At 58.2% G+C, this 25,782-nt stretch carries 20 protein-coding genes; 12 read left to right on the forward strand and 8 right to left on the reverse strand.

All coding sequences use genetic code 11. The features are described 5' to 3' along the window. Positions 1-24 precede the first annotated feature (24 nt). The 9 genes from J4E00_RS03130 to J4E00_RS03170 all read left to right on the forward strand — a co-directional run bounded on the left by J4E00_RS03130 (position 25) and on the right by J4E00_RS03170 (position 11,356). Positions 25-1,020: a PspA/IM30 family protein gene (locus J4E00_RS03130; RefSeq protein WP_208173543.1), complete on the forward strand. Its 996-nt coding sequence runs from the start codon at positions 25-27 to the stop codon at positions 1,018-1,020. A gap of 132 nt (positions 1,021-1,152) precedes the next feature. Continuing rightward, positions 1,153-2,931: an OmpA family protein gene (locus J4E00_RS03135; protein ID WP_208173544.1), complete on the forward strand. Its 1,779-nt coding sequence runs from the start codon at positions 1,153-1,155 to the stop codon at positions 2,929-2,931. A gap of 141 nt (positions 2,932-3,072) precedes the next feature. Beyond that, the gene (locus tag J4E00_RS03140; protein WP_208173545.1) at positions 3,073-3,852 is read left to right on the forward strand and encodes an ABC transporter permease; all 780 of its coding nucleotides are present in this window, start codon (positions 3,073-3,075) and stop codon (positions 3,850-3,852) included. After that, positions 3,852-4,676, forward strand: coding sequence for an ATP-binding cassette domain-containing protein (locus J4E00_RS03145; protein WP_208173546.1), 825 nt, complete (start codon positions 3,852-3,854; stop codon positions 4,674-4,676). The genes J4E00_RS03140 and J4E00_RS03145 overlap by 1 nt, the downstream gene beginning before the upstream one ends. 222 nt (positions 4,677-4,898) lie before the next feature. Continuing rightward, entirely contained in the window at positions 4,899-5,903 is a 1,005-nt protein-coding gene (locus J4E00_RS03150; protein WP_208173547.1) for a hypothetical protein, read from the forward strand. A gap of 244 nt (positions 5,904-6,147) precedes the next feature. Then, positions 6,148-7,161, forward strand: a complete 1,014-nt coding sequence (locus J4E00_RS03155; RefSeq protein WP_208173548.1) for an MBL fold metallo-hydrolase — start codon at positions 6,148-6,150, stop codon at positions 7,159-7,161. 220 nt (positions 7,162-7,381) lie between these two features. Then, a complete protein-coding gene (locus J4E00_RS03160) occupies positions 7,382-8,884 on the forward strand; it encodes a sodium:solute symporter (RefSeq protein ID WP_208173549.1) in 1,503 nt (500 codons plus the stop codon). 6 nt (positions 8,885-8,890) lie between these two features. Then, positions 8,891-9,364: an energy transducer TonB gene (locus J4E00_RS03165; RefSeq protein WP_208173550.1), complete on the forward strand. Its 474-nt coding sequence runs from the start codon at positions 8,891-8,893 to the stop codon at positions 9,362-9,364. A 141-nt stretch (positions 9,365-9,505) separates the two neighbouring features. Further along, the gene (locus J4E00_RS03170; protein WP_208173551.1) at positions 9,506-11,356 is read left to right on the forward strand and encodes an ABC transporter ATP-binding protein; all 1,851 of its coding nucleotides are present in this window, start codon (positions 9,506-9,508) and stop codon (positions 11,354-11,356) included. 250 nt (positions 11,357-11,606) lie between these two features. Here the strand turns inward: J4E00_RS03170 and J4E00_RS03175 are convergent, their stop codons facing one another. The 3 genes from J4E00_RS03175 to J4E00_RS03185 form a co-directional block, all read right to left on the reverse strand. Continuing rightward, entirely contained in the window at positions 11,607-12,449 is an 843-nt protein-coding gene (locus J4E00_RS03175; RefSeq protein WP_208173552.1) for a hypothetical protein, read from the reverse strand. A 94-nt stretch (positions 12,450-12,543) separates the two neighbouring features. Beyond that, entirely contained in the window at positions 12,544-12,924 is a 381-nt protein-coding gene (locus J4E00_RS03180; protein WP_208173553.1) for a DUF952 domain-containing protein, read from the reverse strand. A 58-nt stretch (positions 12,925-12,982) separates the two neighbouring features. Next, positions 12,983-13,369, reverse strand: coding sequence for a hypothetical protein (locus J4E00_RS03185; RefSeq protein ID WP_208173554.1), 387 nt, complete (start codon positions 13,367-13,369; stop codon positions 12,983-12,985). Positions 13,370-13,538: 169 nt separating this feature from the next. On the opposite strand from J4E00_RS03185, the gene hppD reads away from it, so the two are divergent. The 3 genes from hppD to J4E00_RS03200 all read left to right on the forward strand — a co-directional run bounded on the left by hppD (position 13,539) and on the right by J4E00_RS03200 (position 17,916). After that, positions 13,539-14,672 carry a 4-hydroxyphenylpyruvate dioxygenase gene (gene hppD / locus J4E00_RS03190; RefSeq protein ID WP_208173555.1) on the forward strand — a complete coding sequence of 378 codons (1,134 nt, stop codon included), beginning with the start codon at positions 13,539-13,541 and terminating at the stop codon, positions 14,670-14,672. Between the two features lie 139 nt (positions 14,673-14,811). Further along, entirely contained in the window at positions 14,812-16,059 is a 1,248-nt protein-coding gene (locus tag J4E00_RS03195; RefSeq protein ID WP_208173556.1) for a T9SS type A sorting domain-containing protein, read from the forward strand. A gap of 120 nt (positions 16,060-16,179) precedes the next feature. Beyond that, complete coding sequence (locus J4E00_RS03200) at positions 16,180-17,916, forward strand: phospho-sugar mutase (protein WP_208173557.1); 1,737 nt, start codon at positions 16,180-16,182, stop codon at positions 17,914-17,916. A gap of 510 nt (positions 17,917-18,426) precedes the next feature. Here the strand turns inward: J4E00_RS03200 and J4E00_RS03205 are convergent. From J4E00_RS03205 to J4E00_RS03225, 5 genes are all read right to left on the reverse strand, one after another. Next, complete coding sequence (locus J4E00_RS03205; RefSeq protein ID WP_208173558.1) at positions 18,427-20,589, reverse strand: hypothetical protein; 2,163 nt, start codon at positions 20,587-20,589, stop codon at positions 18,427-18,429. A gap of 173 nt (positions 20,590-20,762) precedes the next feature. After that, positions 20,763-21,848, reverse strand: a complete 1,086-nt coding sequence (locus tag J4E00_RS03210) for a hypothetical protein (protein ID WP_208173559.1) — start codon at positions 21,846-21,848, stop codon at positions 20,763-20,765. Between the two features lie 213 nt (positions 21,849-22,061). Then, complete coding sequence (locus J4E00_RS03215; RefSeq protein WP_208173560.1) at positions 22,062-23,750, reverse strand: ABC1 kinase family protein; 1,689 nt, start codon at positions 23,748-23,750, stop codon at positions 22,062-22,064. 138 nt (positions 23,751-23,888) lie between these two features. Beyond that, positions 23,889-24,467, reverse strand: a complete 579-nt coding sequence (locus tag J4E00_RS03220) for a phasin family protein (RefSeq protein ID WP_208173561.1) — start codon at positions 24,465-24,467, stop codon at positions 23,889-23,891. A 229-nt stretch (positions 24,468-24,696) separates the two neighbouring features. Then, entirely contained in the window at positions 24,697-25,683 is a 987-nt protein-coding gene (locus J4E00_RS03225) for an alpha/beta hydrolase (protein ID WP_208173562.1), read from the reverse strand. Between the last annotated feature and the right edge of the window lie 99 nt (positions 25,684-25,782).

The following is a 25,782-nucleotide window of genomic DNA, read 5'->3' on the forward strand; positions in this document are numbered from 1 at the left end:
TTTCCATTTCTTTCTTTACGCTTAATGAATACTCCTTTGCTTGGCCCGCCTTCGCCCGCCGATGGCCTGCCCTCCTGGCAAAAACCCGAGAAAGTAGCCGCCTGGGTTTTCGTAGCTGTGCTCGCCGGCATGGGCGTGTACTACTGGGGCCAGATTCTGCCCTACCTCATTGATATTGTATTTGATACAGTGAAGCTGGGCATTGGCCTGGGAGTGCTGTTCGTGCTGTTTCTGCTGGCTACGAATAAGCGGATTCAGACTGGATTGTGGTACATGGGGCAGCGCATTTTTCGGACGGCAGCCAGTCTTTTCGTGAACACCGACCCCATCGGCATCATGGAAGACTACATCCGCAACACCGAGAAGGAGGCGCGCAACATGGAGGAGGAAGTGGGCCACATTGAGGGAGCCAATGAGCTGGTGAAGCGCAAGATGGACGCCAACCGCACCCAGATGCAGGAATATCTGGCGCTGGCTGATTCGGCCCTGCGCCAAGGCGAAAAGGACAGCGCCGATAGCTACGCCAGCCGCGCCGCCCAGCTCGAAGACTACAACCGCCGCCTGCAGCCCATGGCCACTACCACGGCCAACGTGAGCCTGGTGATGCGCCAGATTCTGAAAGCCGCGCTGCGCCAGATTGACAACAGCAAGTTCAAAGTCAACCTGTTGAAGGACGAGTACACGCTGGTAAAACGCACCAGCTCGGGCATGCGCGCCGCGATGAACATCCTGCGCGGCGACCCCGACAAGAAGTACTTCTTCGACCTGGCCACTGACCGCGTGGCCCAGGACATGGCCCAGCAATTGGGCCAAATCAAGCAGGCCATGCGCTACTCGCAGGAATTCGTGAAGGAGATGGACATCCAGAACGGCGTGATGAGCGAGAAAGGCCAGCGCCTGCTCGACAAATACCAGAAGGGCGAATTCAACGCCATTATGGACAATGAGGCCCCCGTACGCATGAATGTGGCCGCCACGCGCCAAGCCACAGACGATGCCTACGGCAAGCTCCTTGATTAAGGGAATGTGAAAGTGTGCGGAGTATGAAAGATGTGATGATTTGCGCGTACGCATTCTCACATCTTTCATACTCCGCATATCTCTTTGCTTCTCATACTTCCCACATTCAGCACATTCTCACATTTTCCCTAAATGACCACACGCGGTAAAGTCCTCATTGCCATTATCATCCTTGTCGGATTATATTTTGGCATCAACAAGCTTACGTCCAGCAACCTGCTGTTTAAGAAAGCCGCGACGGAGTCGGTGCTGCTCAATTCGATTGAGTTGCCGGCAGCCAGCAGCGGCAACGGCGTGAATACCGTGGTACCTCTGGCCGCACTGCCTGGCAGCACCCCGGCCGAAAAAGGCACACCCATCGTGTGGGAAGTAATGGCCTGGAACAGCCAGATGGCTGGTATGTTGGCTAACGGCGGCCCGCGCACCACCACCGGCTCGGCCATGGCCGCCAATGGCATCGACATGCAGATTGTGCGTCAGGACGACGTGAGCAAGATGCAGGCCGACCTGGTAAAAAACGCGGCCGACCTTTCATCCAACCCCGCTACGCCGGGCCTGATTGTGAGCATCATGGGCGACGGCCTACCCGGCTTTTCGGCCGTGCAGGAAGAGCTAAAAAAGGCCGGTACGCAACTGCAGATTATCCCGTATTCGGTGGGCAAAAGCTTTGGCGAAGACAAGCTGATGGGCCCGAAAGAGTGGCTGGATAACCCCAAACTGGCCCTGGGCAAAACCATTGCCTGCTACCTGCGCGATGGCGACCAGAACATTGCCCTGAAATGGTGCGCCGACAACGGCCTGAAAGTGAACCCCGACGAAACCTCCTACGACCCGCAGGCCGTGAACTTCATGTCGGCCAGCGACTTTCTGGTAGCGGCGGAGAAGTACATTCTGGGCAAGCCGGAAAGCCGCGATAAAATTGTGGACGGCAAAAACACCGGTGTAAAAATTGACGTCGTAGCCGACGCTGTGGCCACCTGGACGCCCGGCGACGTGAACATTGCCAAGGAAAAGGGTGGCCTGGTGAAAATCGTATCGACCAAGGAATATTCTAACCAGATGCCCAACATCATGGTGACCACCAAGCGCTGGTACGACGCCCACCAGAAGGAAGTAGAAGGCCTTATTCTGGCCCACGCCGTAGCCGGCGACCAAGTCAAATCGCACCCCGAGGCGCTGAGCCACGCCGCCGATATTTCGGCCGCTGTATATGGCGACAAGGACAAAAATGGCGGCTACTGGCTGAAGTACTACAAAGGCGTGAGCGAGGCCGACCGCAACGGCGAAGTAGTGGAATTGGGTGGTAGCAAGGTATTTAATTTCAGCGATAACTTGAACCTGTTTGGGTTGAACGAGGGCGGCACCAACATCTACGCCTCGGTGTACAAGGCTTTTGGCGACGTGCAGAGTAAGCTGTACCCCAAAGAACTGCCCAGCTACGTGCCGCTCGACCAGATGCTGGACCTCACACCGCTGAAGAACATTCAGGCCCGCTACAAGGGCAAGAACGTGGCCCCAGCCGAAACCCAGAAGTTTGCCGCCGGCGAGGAAATCCGCCAGAACGTGAGCAAGCGCGCCTGGAACATCGAATTCAACTCGGCCCAGAGCACCTTCACCCCCGCTGCCGAAAAAGAATTGAACCAGTTGTTTGACGACTTGGTGGTGGCCGGCAGCCTGAAAGTGGCCGTGCATGGCCACACCGACAACTCCGGCGACCCGCAGGTGAACCAGCAGCTCAGCGAAGACCGCGCCATGGCTGTGCGCCAGTGGCTGGAACGCAAGAGTAGCAGTGCCTTCCCCGACGGCCGTATTCAGGTGTACGCCCACGGAGCTACCGAACCGATAGCCAGCAACAGCACGCCCGCCGGCAAGGCCAAGAACCGCCGCGTAGAAATCGTGCTGGGCAACTAATCGCCCAACCAACGTATCAGAACGTCATGCTGAGCGCAGCCGAAGCAGCTCTACCGCAGTAGCAACTATTTACGCTCGCGGTAGAGCTGCTTCGGCTGCGCTCAGCATGACGTTCTTTCCTTTCCTTCTTTCCTCTTCGCTATGATAAAAGACTTATTTGTTCCTAACGCCAAGCCACGCCCCTCGGTATTCCTTACCATGGTGGCGTGCCAGGTGCTTTTCCTGCTGCTGCTGTGGCTGTTTTATCCCCTGCAGCTGTTCCCAACGCTGCGGGAAGTGCTGGCCTCTTTCAAAGACCTGGTTACCACGCAGGGGCTGATTCAGGAATTATGGGCCAGCCTGACGACCGCGCTGGGCGCGCTGGCCATTGCCACGGTGCTAGCGCTGCTTATCTCTTACCTGACGGCGCTGCCCTTCTTCCGGCCCATTGCCTATGCGGCCAGCAAAATGCGCTACCTGACGCTCACCGGCCTCACCTTTTTCATGGCCCTGATGGTGAGTTCAGGGCACCAAGTAAAATTATCGGTGCTGGTTTTTGGAGCTACCGTGTATTTGGTAACGGGTATGACGAGCGTAATTCTGACCACGACGCAGGAGGAAATGGACCACGCCCGCACGCTGGGCATGAGCGAGTGGCGCAGCTTCTACGAAGTGGTGGTGCTGGGCAAGCTCGATGAGATGCTCGAAGTCGTACGCCAGAACTTCGCCATCATCTGGACCATGATTACGCTCGTCGAAACCCTTTACCAGTCCGAAGGCGGCATCGGCCTGCTGCTCTACAAACAGAACCGATACCTGCATTTGGCGGGCGTGGTGGCCATTCAGCTGGTCATTCTGGCCACCGGCGCGGTACAGGACTACGTATTTGAGTTTTTGCGCCGCATGTTCTTCCCCTACTCCACCCTCAGCACCGCAAAATAATGTCCGATTATACTTACCAAGAACCCATTCTGTCGCTACGCGACATTTCGATGCAGTTTGGGGGCGAGGTTATTCTGCGCGATATCAGCCTGGATGTGCTGAATGTGGTGCGGCCGGGCGTGCAGCAGGGCCAGGTAGTGGGATTTTATGGCCGCTCGGGCATCGGAAAGTCGGTACTGTGCCGCATCATTGCGGGGCTGTTGCCACCCACCACCGGCACTGTGCAGGTGGCCAACCCCCAGCGGCCCGTGGTGCCCGGCGACGTGGGTTTCGTGCAGCAGCGCTACCCACTCTTCAACCACCGCACCCTGCTCGACAACCTGCTGGTGGCTGCTGGCCGCAAGCACGCCCCCGCCGAAGCCAAAGCCCGCGCCGAGGATTTTCTGACGCGCTTCGACCTGGCCCAGCACCGGCGCAAGTACCCCGCCATGCTCTCGGGCGGGCAGCGGCAGCGGGCGGCCATTGCCCAGCAATTGCTCTGCTCCGAACACCTGATTATTCTGGATGAGCCGTTTTCGGGCCTCGACATTGCGATGATTGACGAGGTGAAGAAAATCATCATGGAAGTGACCACACTGGATGAGTTGAACACCGTCGTCATCGTCTCGCACGACCTGGCCACCACCACTGCGCTATCGGATACGCTGTGGCTGCTGGGGCCAGAGCGCGACGCGGCCGGGCAGTGCGTGCCGGGTGCCACCATCAGCAAACAGCACCAGTATAACCTGGCCGAGATGGGGCTGGCCTGGCAGCACGGCATTCAGGCCCGGCCGGAGTTCGTGCAGCTCATCGAACACCTAAAGGACGAGATTCGGAAGACCTAGCCAAGGGCATCTTTGGCGCAAAACACCGGCGTGCCAAGCGCAGCCGAAGCAGCTCTATCGCAGTAGTAATCCTTTTGAGCAGGGTTAGTACAGCAGTAGAGGCGCTGCGGCTGCGCTCGGCACGACGGCGTTATTTCTCGATTTAGGCAGTTGTATCATCGCACGGCGTGTAACATTGCAGCAATATAAGCGTCTTCTTTCATCTCACTCACTCTTCTTTCTATGCGCCTCACCTTTGCCAGCAAGGCCATCATTGCAGCCATCATTCTCATCGGGCTGTATTTCGGCATTCGCCGCTTCACGGCCTCCAATCCCGATTTGGCCCAAACGGCTCAATCGCCCCGCTCGGCCACCGACCCGATAGCTGACACCAGCAGCACCCCGCCTACTGGTGAAACCCCGACGGCATCAGGCGCCAAAGCGGCCTTCACCTACACCGCCCCCGAGCCGGTGAACGGCAAGCTGAAAGGCGTGGTAGAGCTGGGAGCCAGCGGCTTCAATTCGTTCATTGTCCGCATTGACCCGCAGCGCACCTGGAAGCTGGAAAAAGCCGATTTCGGCAACAGCCTGGTGATGGAAAACATGGCCTCGGACGACGACATTCGGAAGGGCCTCAAGGCCTATATCGGTCAGATGCTGGACTTCGGTGTGGGTGGGCGCGACATTCACTTCGTGGTGAGTTCCGGTGCACTGAAGGCCGAAGGAACCGGCAAAATTGTGAAAGCACTGAAAGGCCTGGGCTACGTGGTAAACACCGTGACGCCCGAGAAGGAAGGCGTGCTGGGCCTGCGCTCGGTGCTGCCTGCCTCGTTTGCCGACCGCGCTTTCGTGGCTGATATCGGCTCGGGCAACACCAAGATTTCGTGGCTCGACGGCAACCAGCCGAAGTCAGTGGAAACCTTCGGCGCTAAGTACTTCGAGAAAGGCACCACCGACGCCACCGTGGCCACCGAAGTGAAAGAAAAGGCCAACCAAGTGCCGGCCGACCTGCGCGCCACTTGCTTCATCATCGGCGGGGTACCGTTTGAGATGGCTAAAAAGGTGCGCAACGGCAAGGAGCGCTACACCGTGCTCGACGCGCCCAGCGCCTACCAGCTCGACAACGCCAAGTCGAAAGCCGGCCTGAACATTTACAAATCGATTGCCGAGGCCACCGGCTGCAAGCAGTTTGTGTTCGACTGGGACGCCAATTTCACCATCGGCTACCTCCTGACGCTGCCGAATTAGCAACGCCGATTGAGCCGATTTTAAATGCCCTGTCAATTTTTGGCGGGGCATTTTTCATTGGTGGCAAGGCTGGTTGGCAGAGCGTGTACCCCGAATTTTCAATTCCGCCTGTGTTGAATGGTTTAGGTTCTGAAGGGCCGAACCGGAAATTCGGGGTACGCGCTCTGTTGGCGTACGCGGCATTTAAAACACTTGAGCAGCCAGCCCGTTTCTTAGGCCGCTGCTATTCTCCAAATTCCGCCTTATGGCCCAACGCATTTCCTACCTCCGCAACGACACCCTGCCCACCATCAAGCCCGGCTACCCCGGCAACAAACTGTTCGGCTCGGAATTCGCCAACGGCGAGGAATTATTTGAGCCCAGCTTCGCCAACGTGCTCAAGTGGCAGCTCTCGACCAACCCGCAGAAGGAAGAAAAAAAGGCCGACACCTGGGCCCCTACTGTGGTGGACTGCACGGCCGCGTTTTCGGCTACTGAGGACATGCTGGTGTGGCTGGGACACTCCTGCTTTTTGTTACGGGCCGCTGGCGTTTCCCTGCTCTTCGACCCCGTGCTATTTAGCTCGCTGGGGCTACGCCACCGCCACGCCCTCCCCTGCCCACCCGAGGCCATTCGGAGCATCGACTACCTGCTGCTCTCACACGGCCACCGCGACCATCTGGATGAGCAATCCATCAAGCTGCTCGCTACGCACAACCCACAGATGCAGGTGCTGTCGTCGCTGCGCATGGGGCCGCTGCTGCGCGGCATGGCGCCCGGCCTGCCCGTGCAGGAGGCCGGCTGGTGGCAGCAGTACGACCTCGGCCCCAATTCGCCGCTCGAAATCACCTACCTGCCCGCCGCCCACTGGCACCGCCGCGGCCTGCTGGATATGAACCGCGTGCTCTGGGGCAGCTTCATGCTGCGGGTGCATGACAAGCTCATCTACTTCGCCGGCGACACCGCCTACGCCGACCATTTCGAGCAAATTGAGCAGCGCTTCGGCCCCATCGACATTGCCCTAATGCCCATCGGGGCCTACAAGCCAGCATACATGATGGCCAAAAGCCACGTCAACCCCCACGAGGCTGCCAAGGCCGTGAACGTGCTGCGCGCCGGCCACGTCGTACCCATGCACTACGGCACCTTCTCTCTGGCCGACGAGCCTGCTTCCGAGCCCCTACGTGAGCTAACCAAGGTGGCGGCCGGTGGCATGCTGCGCGGCGAACTGCACGCGCCCGCCGTGGGCGAAGTGTTGCGCTGGCAGGAGTGGGAATAGCAGGAGCAGTATTCCAAGGTGTTCCGCCACAATTCCCACATACTCCGCCGCGGTTCCAAAACGCTTCACCAGCTTCCCGGATGCTCCCCTGCGGTTTTCATGCCTTCCGCTAAGGCAATGAGCACTGCCGCCACGCCGCTTACGGCGCTACCTTTGCCCCCTTCTGGTTGCGCTACAGCTTAAGTCAACAGCCAGCTGCCATTAGCTAACTGCTAAATTCATGTCGCCAACGTTAGTCTTGAGCCTGGTTGCGGGCTACTTCGCCGTTCTCATCATCATTGCCGTCCTCACCTCGCGCGGCGCCACCAGCGAAAGCTTCTTCGTGGCCAACCGCAACGCGCCGTGGTACATGGTGGCCTTCGCCATGATTGGCACCTCGCTTTCGGGCGTCACTTTCATCTCGGTGCCGGGCAACGTGTACGGCAAAAGCTGGAGCTACCTGGCCGTGGCGCTGGGCTTTGTGGCGGGATACTTCGTCATCGGCACGGTGCTGCTGCCGCTCTACTACCGCCTGCGGCTGGTGAGCATCTACACCTATCTGGAGCAGCGCTTTGGCTACTGGAGCTACAAGACAGGGGCGCTGTTTTTCCTCATCTCCCGCTCGCTGGGCTCGGCCCTGCGGCTGTACTTGGTAGCCAATGTGCTGCAGCTGGCCGTATTCGATGAGATGGGGGTGTCGTTTTCCGTGACGGTAATGGTCAGCATCTTTTTCATCTACCTCTACACCTTCAAGGGCGGCCTCAAAACCATTCTCTGGACCGATACCTTTCAGACGCTGGCCATGCTGAGCTGCGTGGCCCTGAGCATCTACTTCATGTCCGATGCGCTGAATTTCTCTTTCAAGCAGCTCGTCTCGTCGGTCCGCGACAGCCCCATGTCGCAGGTCTACTTCTCCGATTTTCGGGACGATAAATTCTTTTGGAAGCAGTTTGCCTCCGGCATGTTCATCACCATCGTGATGACCGGGCTCGACCAGGATTTGATGCAGAAAAACCTGAGCTGCCGCAGCCTCGGCGAGGCCCAGAAGAACCTGTTCTGGTTCACGCCCGTCATCGTGAGCGTCAACATTCTGTTCCTCACGCTGGGCGTGCTCATGTACCAATACGCTGCCGCCAAGGGCCTGAACCTGCCCGAAATGCCTCAGCTTCACAACCTAAAAGGCACCTTCGATACCGACAAGGTTTTCCCCTTCCTGGCTACTAAGCAGTTCTCGCTGGCAGCGGGCGTCATCTTCATTCTGGGCATCATCGCCGTCACCTACGCCTCCGCCGATTCGGCCCTGACTTCGCTCACCACTTCTTTCTGCATCGATTTCCTGAACATCAAGCAATACCCTGAAACCCAGCAGACCCGCGTGCGGCAGCTCACGCACCTGGGCTGGTCGGTGGCACTCATTATCATCATTCTCATTTTCCGCCTCTATAAAGAAGGCAGCCTGATTGACGCCGTATACAAAGCGGCGGGTTTCACCTACGGGCCACTGCTGGGTCTGTTCGCCTTCGGCATCTTCACCGGGCGCGGGCTGCGCGACCGGCTGGTGCTGCCCGTGTGCGTGGCCGCCGTGCTGCTCACGGTGCTCATCGTGTCGCACTCCGTAGAGTGGCTCAACGGCTACAAGTTCGGCTTCGAAATCCTGCTGCTCAACGGAGCGTTGGTATTTCTGGGTTTACTAGCCATTTCGCGCCCCAATGGGATGAACCCCATCGCCGAACCTGCGGTTTAAGCTTTTATGACCAAACCCATCCTCTCGCTGCTCCTGCTGCTGGCCGCTACTTCGGCAGCCTTTGCCCAACAGCCCGGTACGCCGGCGGCTCCCGCCAAAGCCCCCATCGTGTTAAAATCTGGCCACATGCAGGCCCAGGCTCACGGCGCCGCCAACCGGCCCGATAAAGCGCCGTCGTTCCCCGGCGGCGCACCCGCGCTGGGCGTGTTTTTTCAGCAGCATGTAAAATATCCAGAGGCGGCACGCGTCAAAAACATTACCGGCAACGTGCTGCTCACCGCCACCGTGGGCGCGGATGGGACGTTGAGCGACTTCAAAGTGGCCCAATCGCTCTCGCCCGAGTGCGATGCGGAGGCGCTGCGAGCGGCCGCTCAACTACCTGCTTGGCAGCCGGCTACCCGCAAAGGCGTACCCGTGCCGGTCATGATTCAATTGCCGGTGCCCTTTGCCAACGGAGCAGTTTTGAGCGTTGAGAAGTAGTACCCCTACGAAAAAGAACGTCATTTCGGCTGCGCTCAGCATGACGTCCTGATTCACAACTTCCTCATGCCGCCTTCATCCGCTCCTCACCCCTACCTGGCGTATTTGCCACGTTATTATTAGCCGAATTATCCCCGCCCAATGGCAAGAAGTGGATTAAATACCAGCGGCAGCGATGCGACCGCCGACCTGCCCAAACCGAAAGTAAATAAGGAATCGCTCCGGCGCGGCCTGCGGATTTTCCGCTACGTGCTGCCTTACCGGAGCAAGTTTATTGTGGGGATGGTGCTGCTGGTACTGAGTAGCATCAGCACCATGTCGTTCCCATGGATAGCCGGCAAGCTCGTGAACGTGGCCACCGGCCAGCCGCTGGTATTGCCCGGCGGCCTGACGCTTGATATCAACCGCGTGGCCATTGGGCTGTTTGCGGTGACTGTGCTACAGGGCGTGTTCTCCTTTGGCCGTATCTGGTTTTTCACGCAGGTGAGCGAGTTTACGGTGCGCGACATTCGGCAGGCACTCTATGCCAAATTCGTGCAGCTGCCCATCCCGTTTTATGAGAAAAACCGCGTAGGCGCTATCACTTCGCGTATTACCTCCGACGTGAGCCAGATTCAGGACTCGTTTTCGCTGACGCTGGCTGAGCTGTTTCGGCAGGTATTTACGCTACTGGGTGGCATCGGCTTCATCATGGTGGTGTCGTGGAAACTGTCGCTGTTTATGCTACTCACTTTCCCGCCCATTGTGCTGGCAGCGGGGCTATTCGGGCGTAAAATCCGGACGCTTTCTAAGACGGTGCAGCAAGAATTAGCCCATACCAACACCATTGTAGAAGAGACACTGCAAGCCATCAATTCGGTGAAGGCCTTCACGAATGAGCGATTTGAAACTGGCCGCTACAACGCCTCGCTGGGCAAGGTGGTACGGGCCGCGCTGCAAAGCAACCTGTACCGCGGCGGCTTCGTGTCATTTGTGATTATCGGCCTGTTCGGCGGCATCATCCTGGTACTGTGGCGCGGCGCCACGCTGGTGCATACTCCCGTCACCGACCCCAACCATTTGCAAATCGGCGACCTCACGGCTTTCATCATCTACACGGCCTTCATCGGAGCCTCGGTTGCCGGGCTGGGCGAAATCTACGGCAAAGTTCAGAGCACCCTCGGTGCTTCCGAGCGCATCCTCGAAATCCTAGACGAAGCGCCCGAGCCCACGCACATCGAGCCCGCTGTAGGGCTGGTGCCAACCCGCATTCACGGCGACATTCGGTACGAGCACGTGGCTTTCCGCTACCCCACACGGCCCGACGTGCCAGTGCTTTCCGACATTGACTTCCATATCGCGGCGGGCGAGAAAATTGCCCTCGTCGGCCCCAGCGGCGCGGGCAAAAGCACCATTGCGGGGCTGCTGATGCAATTCTATCCGCTCAGCGGCGGCCGCATCATCGTAGATGGGCACGACGTGCAGGACTACGACCTCACCGGTTTGCGCCGCCACATCGGCATCGTGCCGCAGGAAACGTTACTTTTTGGCGGCACCATCCGCGAGAACATTGCCTACGGCCGGCCCGACGCCGCTGATGCTGAAATTATCGAAGCCGCCCAGCGCGCCAACGCCTGGCAGTTCATCCAGGCCTTTCCCGATGCGCTCGATACAGTAGTGGGCGACCGCGGCATCAAGCTTTCGGGTGGGCAGCGCCAGCGCGTGGCCATTGCCCGCGCCATCCTGAAAAACCCCGCCATCCTAATTCTGGACGAAGCCACGTCCTCGCTCGACAGCGAAAGTGAAAAGCTGGTGCAAGGCGCCCTAGATGAGTTGATGCAGCACCGCACCAGCCTCATCATTGCCCACCGCCTGAGCACCATCCGCAAAGTCGATAAAATCCTGGTCATCGACGGCGGCCGCATCGTAGAAGCCGGCTCACATGAGGAATTGAGCGAGCGCGAGGGCGGGCTGTACGCGAATCTGTTGCGACTGCAGTTTGAATTGACGTAGTAGTTCGACTGAGCACACGATTACGGCCCTTGACTCGTTGGCATCAGCGAAGCAAGGGCCGTATATTTTTTAAAACGTGACACGCAGCAAAATAAAAACTCATAAGAGTTTAGGGATTTTGCTGCTAGATATGGGGCAATTTGTCAGTTTGATATTTTGATGGTGGTCTTAACAGGTATTTATGCCGTTGACGCTATGCGAAAGGCATAGTAGATTCAACTAAGCATTTTCCTACTTAAAGGGCAGGGACCTACTGCCGACGCCGCACCTGCGCAAACTCTAACGGCACCACGTTGCTACCCACCGGCGCCTTCACTACCAGCGCGTCGGCGGCATCGTAGCGAGGGAAGTAGAGGTAGCCGCGCACCTGCTGGCCGGGCTCTAGCGTCACCTTGCGTAGCGCATATTCCTGAAGCATGGCGGCACGCTGCCGCAATACATCCGACGCTACAGCGTGCTCGATTTTAGTGGCCGCGGAAATGACATTATACGTCACGGCCACATCGTGAATGGCGGCGCGGCTTTGGTACTGCGCCACCGTTTCGCGCTTGCCGATGCTGGCTACATCGGTCGCCAGGCTGGCCGCGCCCAAGGCCAAACCTAGCCAATCGAAGCGGGCAGCTTTGGCAGCCTCACTCTCGGCCTTGTCGTGCAGCGCGGATATTTCAGGCTCGGGGTCGAAAGCGCGCACGGCTTGGGGCGGCAGCGGCGGCAGCGGCAACGACATGCTGGCGGCAGCTACGGCAGCCGTTACTTCAGCACCTGGCAGGGGCTTGGGGCGCTTGGCTTTGGGAGTAAGAGCGGGCGCGGACTGGCGGCTGGCCTCGTATTGAAAAGCGGCCGGGTCCACTACCAGCGCGTGGTGCGTGGGGTTGCGGTATTCGGCCTCAAAAACCACCCGGTTGGCCTCGTAGCAAATGAAGCTCAGGCGCACTTCAACGCTGTCGGCGGTAGCCAGGGCCTGTTCGCGGCCTTCTACAAACAGGTTGGTGGATTGGGCGGGTTTCAGGCCCAGCTGATAGGTGGGAGCGCAGGCCGTAGCCAAGCCGGCCAGAGCCAGCAAACGCAGGGGACGAAGCGTAGACAGGTCCATAAAACCGCGTGGTTTAGTGGTGGGATTCTGGCGGGAAGATGCAGCCTGGGACATTTCGGTTGCATGCCCCCCGAAATTTTATTTTTACGCCAATTTACAAATCTGCCGGCAAGTGAAAAGCTCCTGATTCATCAACCCCAAACGGCCAGCTGCGGCGCACCGCTGCCAGCGGCACCGGCCCAAAAACGTGCGCAAAATGCTGTTGCCGACTGGGCATCCATTCGCGCGTTACGCGCACGCTAGCCGCGGCCAGTACGTCCTCGTCCCATTCCAGCAAAACCAAATCGGCCCGCCCGGCATAATACCGGCGGGCCGTTTCCAGAATCTGGTGCTGCTCCGAGGAATGAATAAATCCTTCAGCCGCCAGGTCAGTGCTAATAAAAAAGCCGGTTTCCTGAGCAAGCTGCCAGTCGGCAGGTTCGGCAAGGCGGTAGAGAAGTTTTGAGGGTTGAATGTTGAGGGTTGAATTATCCATTGTATCTGTTTCCTGCTCAGAAAATCACTCAACATTCAACCCTCAAAACTCAACCTTTTTAGGCTTTCCACAGCTCTTGCTGCACCTGCTTGCCTACGGTGAGCATGATGCGAACGGGGTTTGGAATCAGCGTGATGCGGGCTTCCTTACCGGGATATTTTTCGGAATCAACCCAAACGCCTTCTTTGGGTGAGGGCGTGGAGCCGGGCGTGCTGGGCAGGTAGGCGGTGGGCAGCAACACGTCGGTGTCCGACTTCAGGTCGGTGTGCACTTTGTCGAGGGCTGTTTCCAGAAAGTCGCCGTACTCGTCGTTGAAGTCGTCTTCGAGGTCGTGCAGGGCCTCTTCTACGTCGTCGTAGCGGGCATCGTCGTACTTCAGCGTGTGCAGTTCGGCCTTCTTTTCAATCAGGGCCACGAGGGCGCGGTTCAGTTCTTCAGTATTCATTGGGTGGCGCTAAGGCAGATGATTGCCTGCAAAAATGGGAAGGTTTTGGCAAACCTACGCTGCATGCCGCGCGCAGCGACGCCGCGGCCCGGCAAATTCGGCGCGATACCAATCAAAACCGTATTTTTACTTCGATTAACCACCCACCCCCAAATCTCCTTCTTCGCCTATGCAAACCATGACCTCGCCCGAAGTGCTGGCCCAGCCCGCCCAGGATTTTCTCCCGCTGAAAGGCACCGATTTCGTTGAATTCTACGTCGGCAACGCCAAGCAGTCGGCTTACTACTACCAAGCGGCTTTTGGCTACGAGCTAGTGGCCTACGCCGGCCCCGAAACCGGCCTGCGCGACCGCGCCAGCTACGTGCTTCAGCAGGGCAAAATCCGGCTGGTGCTCACCACTTCCCTCCTGCCCGACTCCGAAATTACCCAGCACGTAGCTAAGCACGGCGACGGCGTGAAGGTGATGGCCCTCTGGGTGGACGATGCCCGCAAGTCGTGGGAAGAAACCACTAAGCGCGGCGCCAAGTCGGCTTTTGAGCCCTACACCATTGAGGATGAGCATGGTTCTGTCACGCTCTCGGGCATCTACACCTACGGCGAATCCATCCACACCTTCGTAGACCGCACCAATTATTCCGGCCCGTTCATGCCCGGCTACGTGGCCAAGAGCAGCGGAGTGCCACAGGGTAATCCGGTGGGCCTGCTGCACGTCGACCACTGCGTGGGCAATGTGGGCTGGGGCGAAATGAACCAGTGGGTGAAGTTTTACGAGGACGTGATGGGCTTCAAGCTGCTCCTCACCTTCGACGACGAAGACATTTCGACCGAATATTCGGCCTTGATGTCGAAAGTGGTTTCCAATGGCAATGGCTATGTCAAATTTCCCATCAACGAGCCCGCCGAAGGCAAGAAGAAGTCGCAGATTGAGGAGTACCTCGATTACTACCACTCGCCTGGTGTGCAGCACATTGCCATCGCTACCAAGGACATTCGCGCAACGGTAACGGAGTTGCGCCGCCGTGGCGTGGAGTTCCTGACCGTGCCCGGCGCCTACTACGAGGACCTTCTGGAGCGCATCGGCGCCATTGATGAAGACCTGGAATCGTTGAAAGCTCTGAACCTGCTCGTAGACCGCGACGAGGAAGGCTACCTGCTCCAGATTTTTACCAAACCCGTGGAGGACCGGCCTACCGTGTTCTACGAAATCATCCAGCGTAAAGGTGCCAAGAGCTTCGGCAAAGGCAACTTCAAAGCGCTGTTTGAGAGCATTGAGCGCGAGCAGGCCTTGCGCGGCAATCTGTAAGGGCAGGCAATTCGCTCATTTATAGAACGCTATGCTGAGCGCAGTCCAGGCATCGCTACTGTGTTACTAAACATTATTAGTAGCATGGGAGTGATGCCTGGGCTGCGCTCAGCATGGCGTTCTGGCTTTATATTGCACGATGCCCAGATTTATTTACCCTCTAGCCTTATTGGTTTCACTGGCTCCCATTCAGGCCAAAGCCCAAAACGGCTGCACCGACCCGCGCGCCACCAATTACAACCCCAGCGCTACCAGCAACGACGGCTCCTGCCAATATGCCATCACCACAACCACACTGGTTACTAAAACGCCGTTAGCCAGCGCCGTACCCGAAAGCTCGGGACTGCAATTCACCAGCCAGGGTTTGTGGACCTTCAACGACAGCGGCAATACGCCTATCTTGTTCAAGGTCGATTCTACGTCGGGCAGCGTGGTGCAACAGGTAACCATTACCAATTTCCCCAACGTGGACTGGGAGGACATTGCCGCCGATGCGCAGAGCCTCTACGTAGGCGACTTCGGCAACAACGATGGCAACCGGCGCGACCTGAAGGTGTTGCGGGTGCAAAAATCGGCCATCGGCACCGCCCCTATGGAATCGGTTGCGGCGCAGGCCATCAACTTCAGCTACCCTGACCAGACAAATTTCAGCCCTGGCACCAACAACCACAATTTCGACTGCGAGGCCTTCTTTTACGCCAACGATTCGCTGCACCTGTTCACAAAGAACTGGGCCGACCTGCGCACCAAGTACTACACCATTCCGGCGCAGCCCGGCACCTACGTCGCGCACCTCAAAGGCAGTTTCAACACCAATGGCCTCATCACCGGTGCCGACCTCAACGCAGCCGGCACCGGCGCAGGCCTGCTGGGCTACAACAGCGGCACCGGGGCCACCTTTCTGTGGCTGCTGTCGGATTTCAGCAATGGGCAGTTTTTGCGCGGCAACAAGCGCCGGATTGAACTGCCCAATGCTCTGTTCATCGGGCAAGCCGAGGGACTTGCCTTCGTAGACCAATACCGCGTGTTTATTTCTAATGAGCGGATTGTCAATATTATCACGGTACCACAGCGACTGTACGCGCTGAATACCCAGCCCTGGCTCGCGCCGGCCGTTCCCACGGCCACAGTTGCAGCAGCAATCGCCGGATTCAGCATCACGCCCAATCCTGCCCGGCAAACGATTCGCGTTGAGCGGGCCGCGGGGCCGGCTGGCGAGTTGGTGCTCACGCTGCTGGACATGCAGGGCCGTACCGCTTGCTCGGCCAAAATGCCACCCGGCAGCGCCACGCAGACGCTGGACGTAGCGCCGCTTTCTGCCGGCATGTATCTGTTGAAAATTGAATCTGCGGCCGGTATTTCCTCGCAGAAAATCGAAATTCCCTAGCCCATGTTTCGCCTAATTAGCTTATTAGAGCGGTAACCGAGGCCCTGCGGTTTTTCCGTCCAAACCTCTTTCCTTTACGGCCGTTTCTGACCCCAACCGAAACCCTTTTTCTTTCTCCCAATGGCTCTTGCCCCCGAAATCCAAAACACCATCAATACCTGGCTGACGCCCGCCTACGACGCCCAGACGCAAGCCGCCATCCGCGAAATGCAGGCCAGCGGCCAAGACGACGCCCTCACCGATGCCTTCTACCGCAGCCTCGAATTTGGTACCGGCGGCCTGCGCGGGGTGATGGGTCCTGGCTCGAACCGCATGAACCGCTACACGCTGGGTATGGCCACCCAAGGCCTGTGCAACTACCTGCTGCAGAGCTTTCCCGGCCAGGAAATCAAAGTAGCCATTGCCCACGACAGCCGCAACAACAGCCCCGAGTTTGCCGAAATCGCCGCTGGCATTTTCTCCGCCAACGGCATCACCGTTTACCTGTTTGAGGCCCTGCGGCCCACGCCGGAGCTGTCATTTGCTATCCGGGAGCTGAGATGCCAAAGCGGCTGTGTCATAACGGCTTCGCACAATCCCAAGGAGTACAACGGCTACAAAGTGTACTGGAACGACGGCTCCCAGGTGGTGGCCCCACATGATACCAATATCATTATTGAGGTCAACAAAATCACCAGCCCCAGCGAGGTGAAGTTTGAGGCCGACCCGTCGAAAATCGTCCGCATTGGCGCCAATGTTGACGCCAAGTATTTCGCCGAAGCCAAGAAGCTCAGCATCGACCCGGCCGCCATTCAGCGCCAGCACGACTTGAACATTGTGTACACGCCCATCCACGGCTCGGGCATCACGCTGGTGCCGGGCTTGCTGCGCGAATTCGGCTTCACCAACGTGAACGTGGTGCAGGCCCAGGCTACTCCCGACGGCAACTTCCCCACCGTGCAGTCGCCCAACCCAGAGGAAAAAAGCGCCATGCAACTGGCCCTCGACCAAGCCCAGGCCACCAATGCCGACATCGTACTGGCCACCGACCCCGACGCCGACCGCGTGGGTGTTGGCGTGAAAAACAACGAGGGCGAATGGGTGCTACTCAATGGCAACCAAACGGCCGCTGTGCTCACCAACTACCTCCTCTCGGCTCGGCACCGCGCCGGCACGGCTACCCCCCAGGATTTCATCGTGTACACCATTGTGACCAGCGAAATCCTGGGCGACATTGCCCGCCAGCACCAGGTGAAGAGCTACCAGACGCTCACCGGTTTCAAGTACATTGCCGGCCTCATCCGCGACCTGGAAGGACAGGAGAAATATATCGGCGGCGGCGAGGAAAGCTACGGCTTCCTCATTGGCGATTTTGTACGCGATAAGGACGCCATCTCGGCCTGCGCGCTGGTGGCCGAAATGGCCGCCGTGGCTAAGGACCGGGGCCGCACCCTCTACCAGGAAATGGTGGAAATGTATGCCCACTACGGCCTCTACGTGGAAGACCTGATTTCCCTTACCAAAAAAGGCCAGCGCGGCGCCGAGGAAATTCAGGAAATGATGGCCAGCCTACGCGCCAACCCTCCGCAGCAAATTGCTGGCTTGAAAGTGGTAGAAATCCGCGACTACAAAACCGGCAAAATCCACAACCTCAGCACCGGTGCTACTACCGAAACCGGCCTGGAAAGCTCCAATGTGCTCCAGTTCCTCACCGAAGACGGCAGCAAAATTTCGGCTCGTCCCAGCGGCACCGAGCCCAAAATCAAGTTCTATTTCAGCGTGAAGCAGCCGCTGAAATCAGTAGTGGATTACGACTTGGCGCAACGCTTGGGCCATGATAAAATCAAGGCGATTATTGCGGATATGAAGCTGCAATAGCACAAGGTTTTGCGAGATTAAACCAGAACGGTCCTGCTGAGCGTAGCCGAAGCATCTCTACTGCGAGGATAAATAATTACTCCGGTAGAAATGCTTCAGCTACGCTCAGCAGGACTTTTTTAGTCCACAGTTCCCAATGTTCCACAACAAGAATATTCTATATTTGCTACTGCTAATAGAGCTTGTGTTTTTCTTTCTTTTCAGAAATAATTCTGACGGGGAAATGGCAGCAATTTATACATGGATTTAATTATATAGCTAATACTGTTTGATATACTTTTGATTTTATTAACCTCCATTAATTATTTACGTTCAAAACTACAAAGCCTCAGTGAAGCTCTCATGCTCATCAATTTGATGGCATTTTGTGTTTTGGTTGTGGCCCCACTTTCTTTCATGATTATGGTTCGTCTGAGGTGAAACCCATTGTGAACAATTCTTATGACGTAGCAGAGACGCTTCGACTACGCTCAGCAGGACCATTCTGGTTTAACCTCGCAAAACCTTGTGCTACAATCGCACCCCAATGCCTGGCCCCAGCATGTAGAACCACCGGCTGGTACCGAGCAAATAGCCGCCTCCCAGGTAGAGGGGGAAGGTGAATTTGGCCTCGCGCCGCGTGGGATATACCGAGCCCAGAATCACCACGCCCAGGTCGCGGTTGGTGCTGCTGCTGCCGAGGTTGAAAGCGTTGAGGGCCACGAAGCCCGCACCAATCTTGTAGGGCCGCAGACGGTTGATTTTATTGGGGCTGTAGAAGCTGAATTGCGCCAGCGTGGCCAGCGAGATACCGCCTAGGTCGCCGAAGCCGTCGTCGCCCTGCTTGCGGGTAAGCAGGCCGGCCGGGAAGCTCACGTCAATATCGAATTTGTAGCGGCGCTTAAGCACTAGTTCCACCGTCTGGGTGTAGCCGGTTTCGCCGTATTGGCTGGATTGGTGCTTCACCGTGACCACGATGCGGCTCCACTCGTCGAGGTCGTAGGTTTTGCGGCCCAGCAGCGAGTTCAGGCTGAGCGGGTCGGTGCGGCACTGCTTGTCGGCGTAGAAGGTGGCACGGGGCGAGTTGTCGCCGGGGCACACCAGCAGGCTTTCCACGTTGCGCAGCTCAATGAGCTCTCCTTTGGCGTTCAGCGTGCGGATTTCGAAGCTCAGGTACTGCTTGCCAAACAGCAACTCGGGGGTATCAATGGCATTGGGGTTGAACTGAAATACGACGTCGCGGATGGTGCCGTCGTACAGCACCGGGCCGTTTAGCTTGGTGATGGGCCGGGCGGCGTCGCCGTAAGCCACCGATATGAAATCGAGCGGATGCGGCCGCTGGAACTCACGGATGCTCAGGGCGTAGCCTGTTGCCTGACCGGCGTTGTAAACGTTGCTCTTGCGCTTGTCGAAGCTCACCGGCACTCGCACGCGGTACACCAGCCGGGCGTCGGTTCGCACCGAGGAGTCGGAGGGAATGATGGGCAAATCCTCGAAGGAGATGCGGGCTTTTTGCAGGCCCTCCCCTTCCAGGCGCACGTCCACGGTTTCGCCGGGGCTCACGCTCAGACTAGGCGTCCACTCGCCGCCGCGGTGCAGCACCTGCACGTTCCGAATCACGGTTTGCGGCGTAATATCAAGGTTGGTGAGGTAGCGGGCCACGTCATTTTCCTTGATGTAGAGGTAGCCCTCGGTCTGGCGGTGCGTGTTGTAGGGCCGCAGGTAGCAGAGCACCCGGTCGTTGCTGAGAAACTGCCGGGTATAGATTTCGGCGATGAGCTCCCCACCAGGCTCCTCCTGGTCTTCCACGCGGTAGGTGCGGTGCAGCTCGAAACTGCGGCCGTTATCCAGAATCAGTTCCGTGCCCTTGCGGCGGCTGCTTTCGTCCATGGTCACGCTGCGCTTGTCGGGCGACAGGAAGCGCAGGCGGCTGGCTTTTACGTTGAATTCCTGCTTCAGCACGGGCAGCTGATAGCTGATGCGGTTGCCCGCCACCAGTGTTGGCCGCTCGGTTTGCAGCTTCACCGCCAGCGAGCGAACGCCTAGCTGGTTTGGCAGTACATGCAGGCGCAGCGTGCCATTGGCTTCGGCCACCAGCCGGTAGTCGAACTCGGTGCCGCGCACCCATTCGCCGGTGGCGTGGATGTTGCGCGGGTTTGAGCTGGTCAGCTCAAACACTTTTTCTTCGCCCACAAACAGCTCATTGTCAGCCACGCGCAGCACCAGCGACGTACGGGCCAGCGGCAGCAGCGGCACTATTTCGCGGCGTGGGGTGCGCCCGGCCGAATCAGCGGCCTGCTCTACCACCAGGCGCAGGAAGCGGCTGCTGGTCAGGTTAGAGAACTTGAGACGGGTGCGAAAGCCGCCGTCGCCTTCTTTCGTCAGCGAATCGAGCTGCTGAAAATCAGGGCTGCGGCGCAGGCGGAGCGGCTTGGCGCTGGTAGCTTCGGCCGGATACAGCCGCAGCTCCAGGGTTTCATCATCTTGCCGAAACCAGAAATACAGCGTGGGCACGCCCTGCACGGCAACGGTATTGTGGGAGAGCAAATAGGTAGCCGTATCGGTGCGTAAGCTTACCTCACGAAGTACAGGCGGGCCGACGGATACTACCTGAGCAGCGGAAAAACGCGGTACGAGTCCCAGTAAAATCCCAAAAATGGCGACAACCTCACGGGGGCTCAACGAAGCAGGCATCTAATCAAATGGAACGGAAATGTGGCTCCACGCCGGCAAAGGTCGGTTCGGACGGGCCCGGCTGCAAAACCTCGTTTTTAAATTATTGCGATGACCAGTCCAAAAAGCGTGGGGGAGGTTGTTGCCAGACCAAATCCGTTGCCCAGGCAGTCCCCTCCCCCAACGCCATCGGGTCAGAATACGAAATTGAAGGATGCCTGCCCCAAAACTCCACGTAGGTCGCGGCTGCGGTCATTCAGCGGCACGAAGTAGCTGGCTTTGGTATCGAGCAGAATGTGCCGTGTTTTGAGGATTTCAAGGCCCAGGCCCAGGTTGAGATTGGGAATGAATTCGTTTCCTTTGTCGCTATTGCGGTTCAGGATGAAGCCGCCAAGCTGGTAGCTGGTGTACAGGTTCAGATACCGGCGCCGGCCCCGGCCAAAGTTGCGCGGGTAAAAATCCTGGCCAAAGTTGATGACAAACAGCTCGTTGACGAAATCTTCGTCCGTCGAATTCTTTTCCGTTGGCCGGTACACGCCCAGGTTCAGGTAGCTCTTGCCCCGCGTAACCAGGTATTTGAGCGCGTAGCCCTGATAAACCGAGCTGGTCAGGCCCACCTTGGGATTATCGAGGCGCAGGTAGCCGTATTCCACGCCCGGCATGTTCACGAAGCTAACCCGGCGATTACCTGTGGGAAAGCTCACCTCGTCGTAGAGTCGCAACGACACATACGCCTGGCCCGCATGCCCGTTGATGGCGGCCAGCTGCTGGCGCAAATCGGCCAGCCGGTTGGTGGTACGCTCCACTTCGCGGCGCAGCTCTGCCCGCTCATCCTTGCTACCGGCAGCCGTGCCCAGCTGCTGCTGCAACGTCGCCAGCTGCGTCACGTCTCGCTGCTCTTCCGCGCTGAGCTCCCCAACGCGCCCACCCAGGTCGTGGGCGTTAAGGTTGTTTTCGAGCACAAAGCCCATGGCAGTTGTCAGCGAATCGAGGCGAACCAAATCGGACTTGGGCAGCGCAAATTCTGCCTTCAGCTGCGATGGGGTTTCTTCCTGCTTCTGCACCCGCACTGAGCGCTTCCGGATAAAAGCCGTGAGCGCAGTGCGGGCTTCCGGAAACTTTGTGACGGCCAGTGTGAGGTGCTTCTGCGTTTCGTAGGTCGCGTCGGAATCCAGGTCGGACATTCTGGACTGAGCAGCTGCCGGCGCAGGGCTGAGCAGTACTCCCAGCAGGATGGTAAACGCGCCGCACCGGCCCCATTTTGTAGTTAAGGTATTCATTGTTGCTTCCGCTTGGGTTATTCCTGCCAGCAGCGACAGGAAGCGAAAGGTAGCGGGGCAGCTCAGCGGTAATCAATGCGATTCTTACTTACCTGGGACCTTTACAACCTTTGAAAGCAACATCACAACTTTTTACAAATCAGTGATTCACAGTAAATATCAAGCATGAAAAAGGGATTTTCCAAACAGCGTTTTACTGCCCTATTACCAGGGCTATTTTAGCTTCTCCTTACGTCCGGTACCGAGCAGGAGTAGAACGAGCAGCATAAAACCGGTAGCACCGAGGCTCCACCAGGTTATTTCGGGCACCCCGCGCCGGTAGGGCATATCGGGTGAATAATGCCCCATCAGCGACAAGCCCGAAAACAACAGCCCGCCCACCGATAGCAGCGCCAGAATGGTACGGCTCACCAGCTGGTCGGCCTTGCGCATCAGGCTTTGGTAGCCCACTAGCTCAAACCGCACCCGCAGCTCGCCCTTGCTGATTTTGCGCACAATCTGGCGGATATCAGCCGGCAGGGTTTGGATGAGCGCCAGCAGCTGCGTGCCCGTGTATTCGGCCTCGGTGAGCAGGTTTTCGCGCGAGTACTGCTCCCGAATAATCTTGGCACCGTAGGGAGCCACAAACTCGAAGGTGTTGAAATTTGGATGCAGCACCTTGCCGATGCCCTCCAGAATAACCAGCGCCCGCAGGATGAGGAACACCGCGCCCGGCACCTGCAATTTGTAGTTGTAGATGATGTTCTGAAGGGCATCGGCCAGGTCGCTCATGCTCATCTCCTTCACATCGAGCATGGCGAAATCCTCAATCAGCTGGCTCAAATCGGCTTCGAAGGCCCGCATATCCGGGATTTCGGCCGTGACGGCCAGCCGTCGGAAATTCAGAGCCATGCTGCGCGCATCCTGCCGCGCCATGCCGATGAATACGCCCGCAAACGCATATTTCTGCTGCTTGGTGAGGCGGCCCACCATGCCAAAATCGATGAGGACCACCGTGCCATCGGGGCGCACCAGCACGTTGCCGGGGTGCGGGTCGGCGTGGAATATCCCGAACTCAAAAATCTGTGTCAGGTAGATGTCCATGCCGTTTTCGGCCACGGTGGCCGGGCTCAGGCCCCATTCCTGCAGCTGCACCTTGTCGGTGATTTTGCAGCCACTCACAAACTCAATCACTAGGATGCGCGAGGTGCTCAACTCCCGAAACGGCTTGGGCACGTAGAACGTGGTGTAGTCTTCGTAGAGCTTGCGGAACTGCTCCATCGAGCGGGCTTCGGCGGTGTAATCCAGCTCCTTGCTCATGCTGCGCTCAAAGGCATCCACGATGTCCTGCGGGTTGGCCAAGCCGTGCTTTTGCAGGAAGCCGGCCGTGAGGCGCACCAGTTCGTGCAGCAAGGCCAGGTCGGAGCGCACTTTTTCGCGCACGCCAGGCCGTTGCACCTTCACCACCACTTCCTCGCCCGTCAGCAGCCGCGCCCGGTGCACCTGCCCAATACTGGCGGAGCCCAGCGTCACATCATCAAACTCGCTGAACACCTCCGAAATCGGGCGGCCTAGTTCTTCCTCGATAATCTGTCGGGCCAGCACCACATCAAACGGTGGCACGTTGCTTTGCAGCTTCTCAAACTCGTCAATCAGTGCTTCGGGCAACAGGTCGGCGCGGTTGCTCATGGCCTGGGCCAGCTTAATGAAAGTGGGGCCCAACTCTTCAATTATGAGGCGAACCCGCTCCCAGCGTGTGGTTTCGAACACTTGCCGGTCTTCGTGCTGCCATTTCAGGCGACGGCTTTGGCTCACGAGGCGGCGTAGCGGCGTACTTGTCACCACGTCTTCAAAGCCGTAGCGCAGTAATACCTCAGCCACTTGCCGGATGCGGGAGAGGTTAGAAATCGTGTTTTTGAACATAGACCGCAGCTTTACGGACCGCAGATTTACGCAGATTAATTTGATTTCGCAGATTAGGCCAGGGCGGCGGTACGGCCCGGCACTAAAAAACCCCGCTTGCACGAGCAGGCGGGGTTTTGGGCTTACAGCTAGAGTTACTTAAGCGTTGCCTTCGGCCGGAGCGGCGGGGGCAACAGGAGCCGCTTTTTTCGCGGCGGGCTTGCTGGTGGCAGGCTTGGCAGCGGGTTTTGCGGCGGCTTTCGCAGCAGGTTTGGCAGCCGTTTTAGCAGCAGCGGGTTTCGCGGCGGGCTTGGTAGCAGTGGCGGCTTTGGCAGCGGTAGATTTCTGGGCCGAATCGGCTGCAGCACTCACTTTATCAGCCACTTTCTTCACGGTGCCGGCAGCTTTGCTGGCCACGTTGTTGGCTGTGGCCAAGGCCGATTTGGTAGCGGGTGCAACAGCTGGTTTTTTAGCGGCGGCTTTGCCTTTGGCAGCGGGTTTGTCGTCGCCCAGGCCTACCGTGCTTTTGGCGCGGTCCAAGAGGCCCTGAAACTGCTTTTCGAGTTCGGCGCGCTTGGTTTCGCCGCTTTTCATCAGGTCATCCACAATTTTCTTTCCCTCGGCCTGGGTCATCTTATTGTCTTTCACCAGCTTGTCAATGGTGCTTTGAACCGACTTGCTGCCTTGGGCGATATAACCCACGCCAGCATTAACGAACTTTTTAAATAAATCTTCCATGGTGAAGGAATGGGTTGGGTGAAAAATGAAAACAGGTAAACAACTGATGTCAAGATGGTTTCATCAACCAACTAGTATGCAAGCCTACTATTTTCGGTGCAAACCTACAAACACTATGCAATATAGTGGAGCTATGTACGCCGGTTTTTTCGAAAGGTGTCTCAAAATCATCAAAACGGGGATTTATTTTTCTGACACACTTGAGTCTAGCTACTGTGCGATGGCCGACTCACGCGGCACGGCGGCGGGTAGCGGAGCGGCGTTCGGCCACGGACGGCGGCAGAACCAGAGGCACGCTGGCTTTTTCCTGACTGACCCACAACTGCGCCAGGAAGCTGGCTACCTGGTCGAGCGCCTGCCGTGCCTCGGGCACCACACGCCAGAACAGGTGCCACCAATGCACCAATCCCTCAAAGGGCTGCAGCGTCACGGGAACGCCGGCGGCCCGCGCCTTCCGAGCAAATTTCACTACGTCGTCGTAGAGTACTTCGGCCGTAGAAATCTGGATGAGCAGCGGCGGCAGGCCGTGCAAATTGGCCTGCGCAGGCGAGAGCAGCGGGTGCGTCAGGGCCGTTTTGTGGGCGTAAAGAGGGCCCCAGCTCCGCATTTGCAGGGCTTCGAGCAGCAGAGTTTCCTCCTGCGAGACCCGGCGGAGGATGCCGGCTGGCAGGTTGAGGTCGGTCCAGGGTGAGAGGCCGATGCCGGCGGCGGGCAGAGCCTCGCCCGCGTCGCGTAAGGCCAGCAGCAGCGCCAAGGCCAGCCCACCACCGGCCGAGTCGCCACCCACTACGATATCTTGCGGCTGGTAGCCTTGGCGCAGCAGCCAGCGGTAAGCACGCCGGGCATCATCGAGGGCTGCGGGAAACGGGTGGTCGGGCGCCTTGCGGTAGTTGATGGTGAGCACGTTGAGCTCGCAACGCAGCGCCAGGCTGCCCACCAGGCTGCGGTGGGTATTGAGCGAGCCGAGTACGTAGCCCCCGCCGTGCAGGTAGAGCAGCACGCGCGTGGGATGCGCGGCGCGGGGGCGCAGCCACTCGGCTTCGAGACGATTATCAAGCTTAAAGCTTTCCAAATTGACACGCCAGGGCATGAACTGAAACAGCGCCCCCGCTTCCATGGCCAGCCGGATGGCGCCCACGCTGGGCTTGCGGCGGGCCAATGGCACGGCCGCCGCCGTGAGAAATTGCTTGAGCAGCAGGTGTTGGAACGAGGGCATTGGGTGGGATTTGGAGAATGCGGGAGGGTGTGGGTATCTGTCCTCCTAAGCAGTGCGGAGGACCTTATCACGGCTGCATCGATTGGAATTATTGCAACC

The sequence above is a fragment of the Hymenobacter negativus genome, assembly GCF_017571495.1.
GTDB lineage: Bacteria > Bacteroidota > Bacteroidia > Cytophagales > Hymenobacteraceae > Hymenobacter > Hymenobacter negativus.

Excerpts from the sequence above, each read along its gene's own strand:
- J4E00_RS03130 (WP_208173543.1), top strand. The coding sequence starts at position 25 with ATGAATACTCCTTTGCTTGGCCCGCCTTCGCCCGCCGATGGCCTGCCC.
- J4E00_RS03135 (WP_208173544.1), top strand. The coding sequence starts at position 1,153 with ATGACCACACGCGGTAAAGTCCTCATTGCCATTATCATCCTTGTCGGA.
- J4E00_RS03140 (WP_208173545.1), top strand. The coding sequence starts at position 3,073 with ATGATAAAAGACTTATTTGTTCCTAACGCCAAGCCACGCCCCTCGGTA.
- J4E00_RS03145 (WP_208173546.1), top strand. The coding sequence starts at position 3,852 with ATGTCCGATTATACTTACCAAGAACCCATTCTGTCGCTACGCGACATT.
- J4E00_RS03150 (WP_208173547.1), top strand. The coding sequence starts at position 4,899 with ATGCGCCTCACCTTTGCCAGCAAGGCCATCATTGCAGCCATCATTCTC.
- J4E00_RS03155 (WP_208173548.1), top strand. The coding sequence starts at position 6,148 with ATGGCCCAACGCATTTCCTACCTCCGCAACGACACCCTGCCCACCATC.
- J4E00_RS03160 (WP_208173549.1), top strand. The coding sequence starts at position 7,382 with ATGTCGCCAACGTTAGTCTTGAGCCTGGTTGCGGGCTACTTCGCCGTT.
- J4E00_RS03165 (WP_208173550.1), top strand. The coding sequence starts at position 8,891 with ATGACCAAACCCATCCTCTCGCTGCTCCTGCTGCTGGCCGCTACTTCG.
- J4E00_RS03170 (WP_208173551.1), top strand. The coding sequence starts at position 9,506 with ATGGCAAGAAGTGGATTAAATACCAGCGGCAGCGATGCGACCGCCGAC.
- J4E00_RS03175 (WP_208173552.1), bottom strand. The coding sequence starts at position 12,449 with ATGGACCTGTCTACGCTTCGTCCCCTGCGTTTGCTGGCTCTGGCCGGC.
- J4E00_RS03180 (WP_208173553.1), bottom strand. The coding sequence starts at position 12,924 with ATGGATAATTCAACCCTCAACATTCAACCCTCAAAACTTCTCTACCGC.
- J4E00_RS03185 (WP_208173554.1), bottom strand. The coding sequence starts at position 13,369 with ATGAATACTGAAGAACTGAACCGCGCCCTCGTGGCCCTGATTGAAAAG.
- hppD (WP_208173555.1), top strand. The coding sequence starts at position 13,539 with ATGCAAACCATGACCTCGCCCGAAGTGCTGGCCCAGCCCGCCCAGGAT.
- J4E00_RS03195 (WP_208173556.1), top strand. The coding sequence starts at position 14,812 with ATGCCCAGATTTATTTACCCTCTAGCCTTATTGGTTTCACTGGCTCCC.
- J4E00_RS03200 (WP_208173557.1), top strand. The coding sequence starts at position 16,180 with ATGGCTCTTGCCCCCGAAATCCAAAACACCATCAATACCTGGCTGACG.
- J4E00_RS03205 (WP_208173558.1), bottom strand. The coding sequence starts at position 20,589 with ATGCCTGCTTCGTTGAGCCCCCGTGAGGTTGTCGCCATTTTTGGGATT.
- J4E00_RS03210 (WP_208173559.1), bottom strand. The coding sequence starts at position 21,848 with ATGAATACCTTAACTACAAAATGGGGCCGGTGCGGCGCGTTTACCATC.
- J4E00_RS03215 (WP_208173560.1), bottom strand. The coding sequence starts at position 23,750 with ATGTTCAAAAACACGATTTCTAACCTCTCCCGCATCCGGCAAGTGGCT.
- J4E00_RS03220 (WP_208173561.1), bottom strand. The coding sequence starts at position 24,467 with ATGGAAGATTTATTTAAAAAGTTCGTTAATGCTGGCGTGGGTTATATC.
- J4E00_RS03225 (WP_208173562.1), bottom strand. The coding sequence starts at position 25,683 with ATGCCCTCGTTCCAACACCTGCTGCTCAAGCAATTTCTCACGGCGGCG.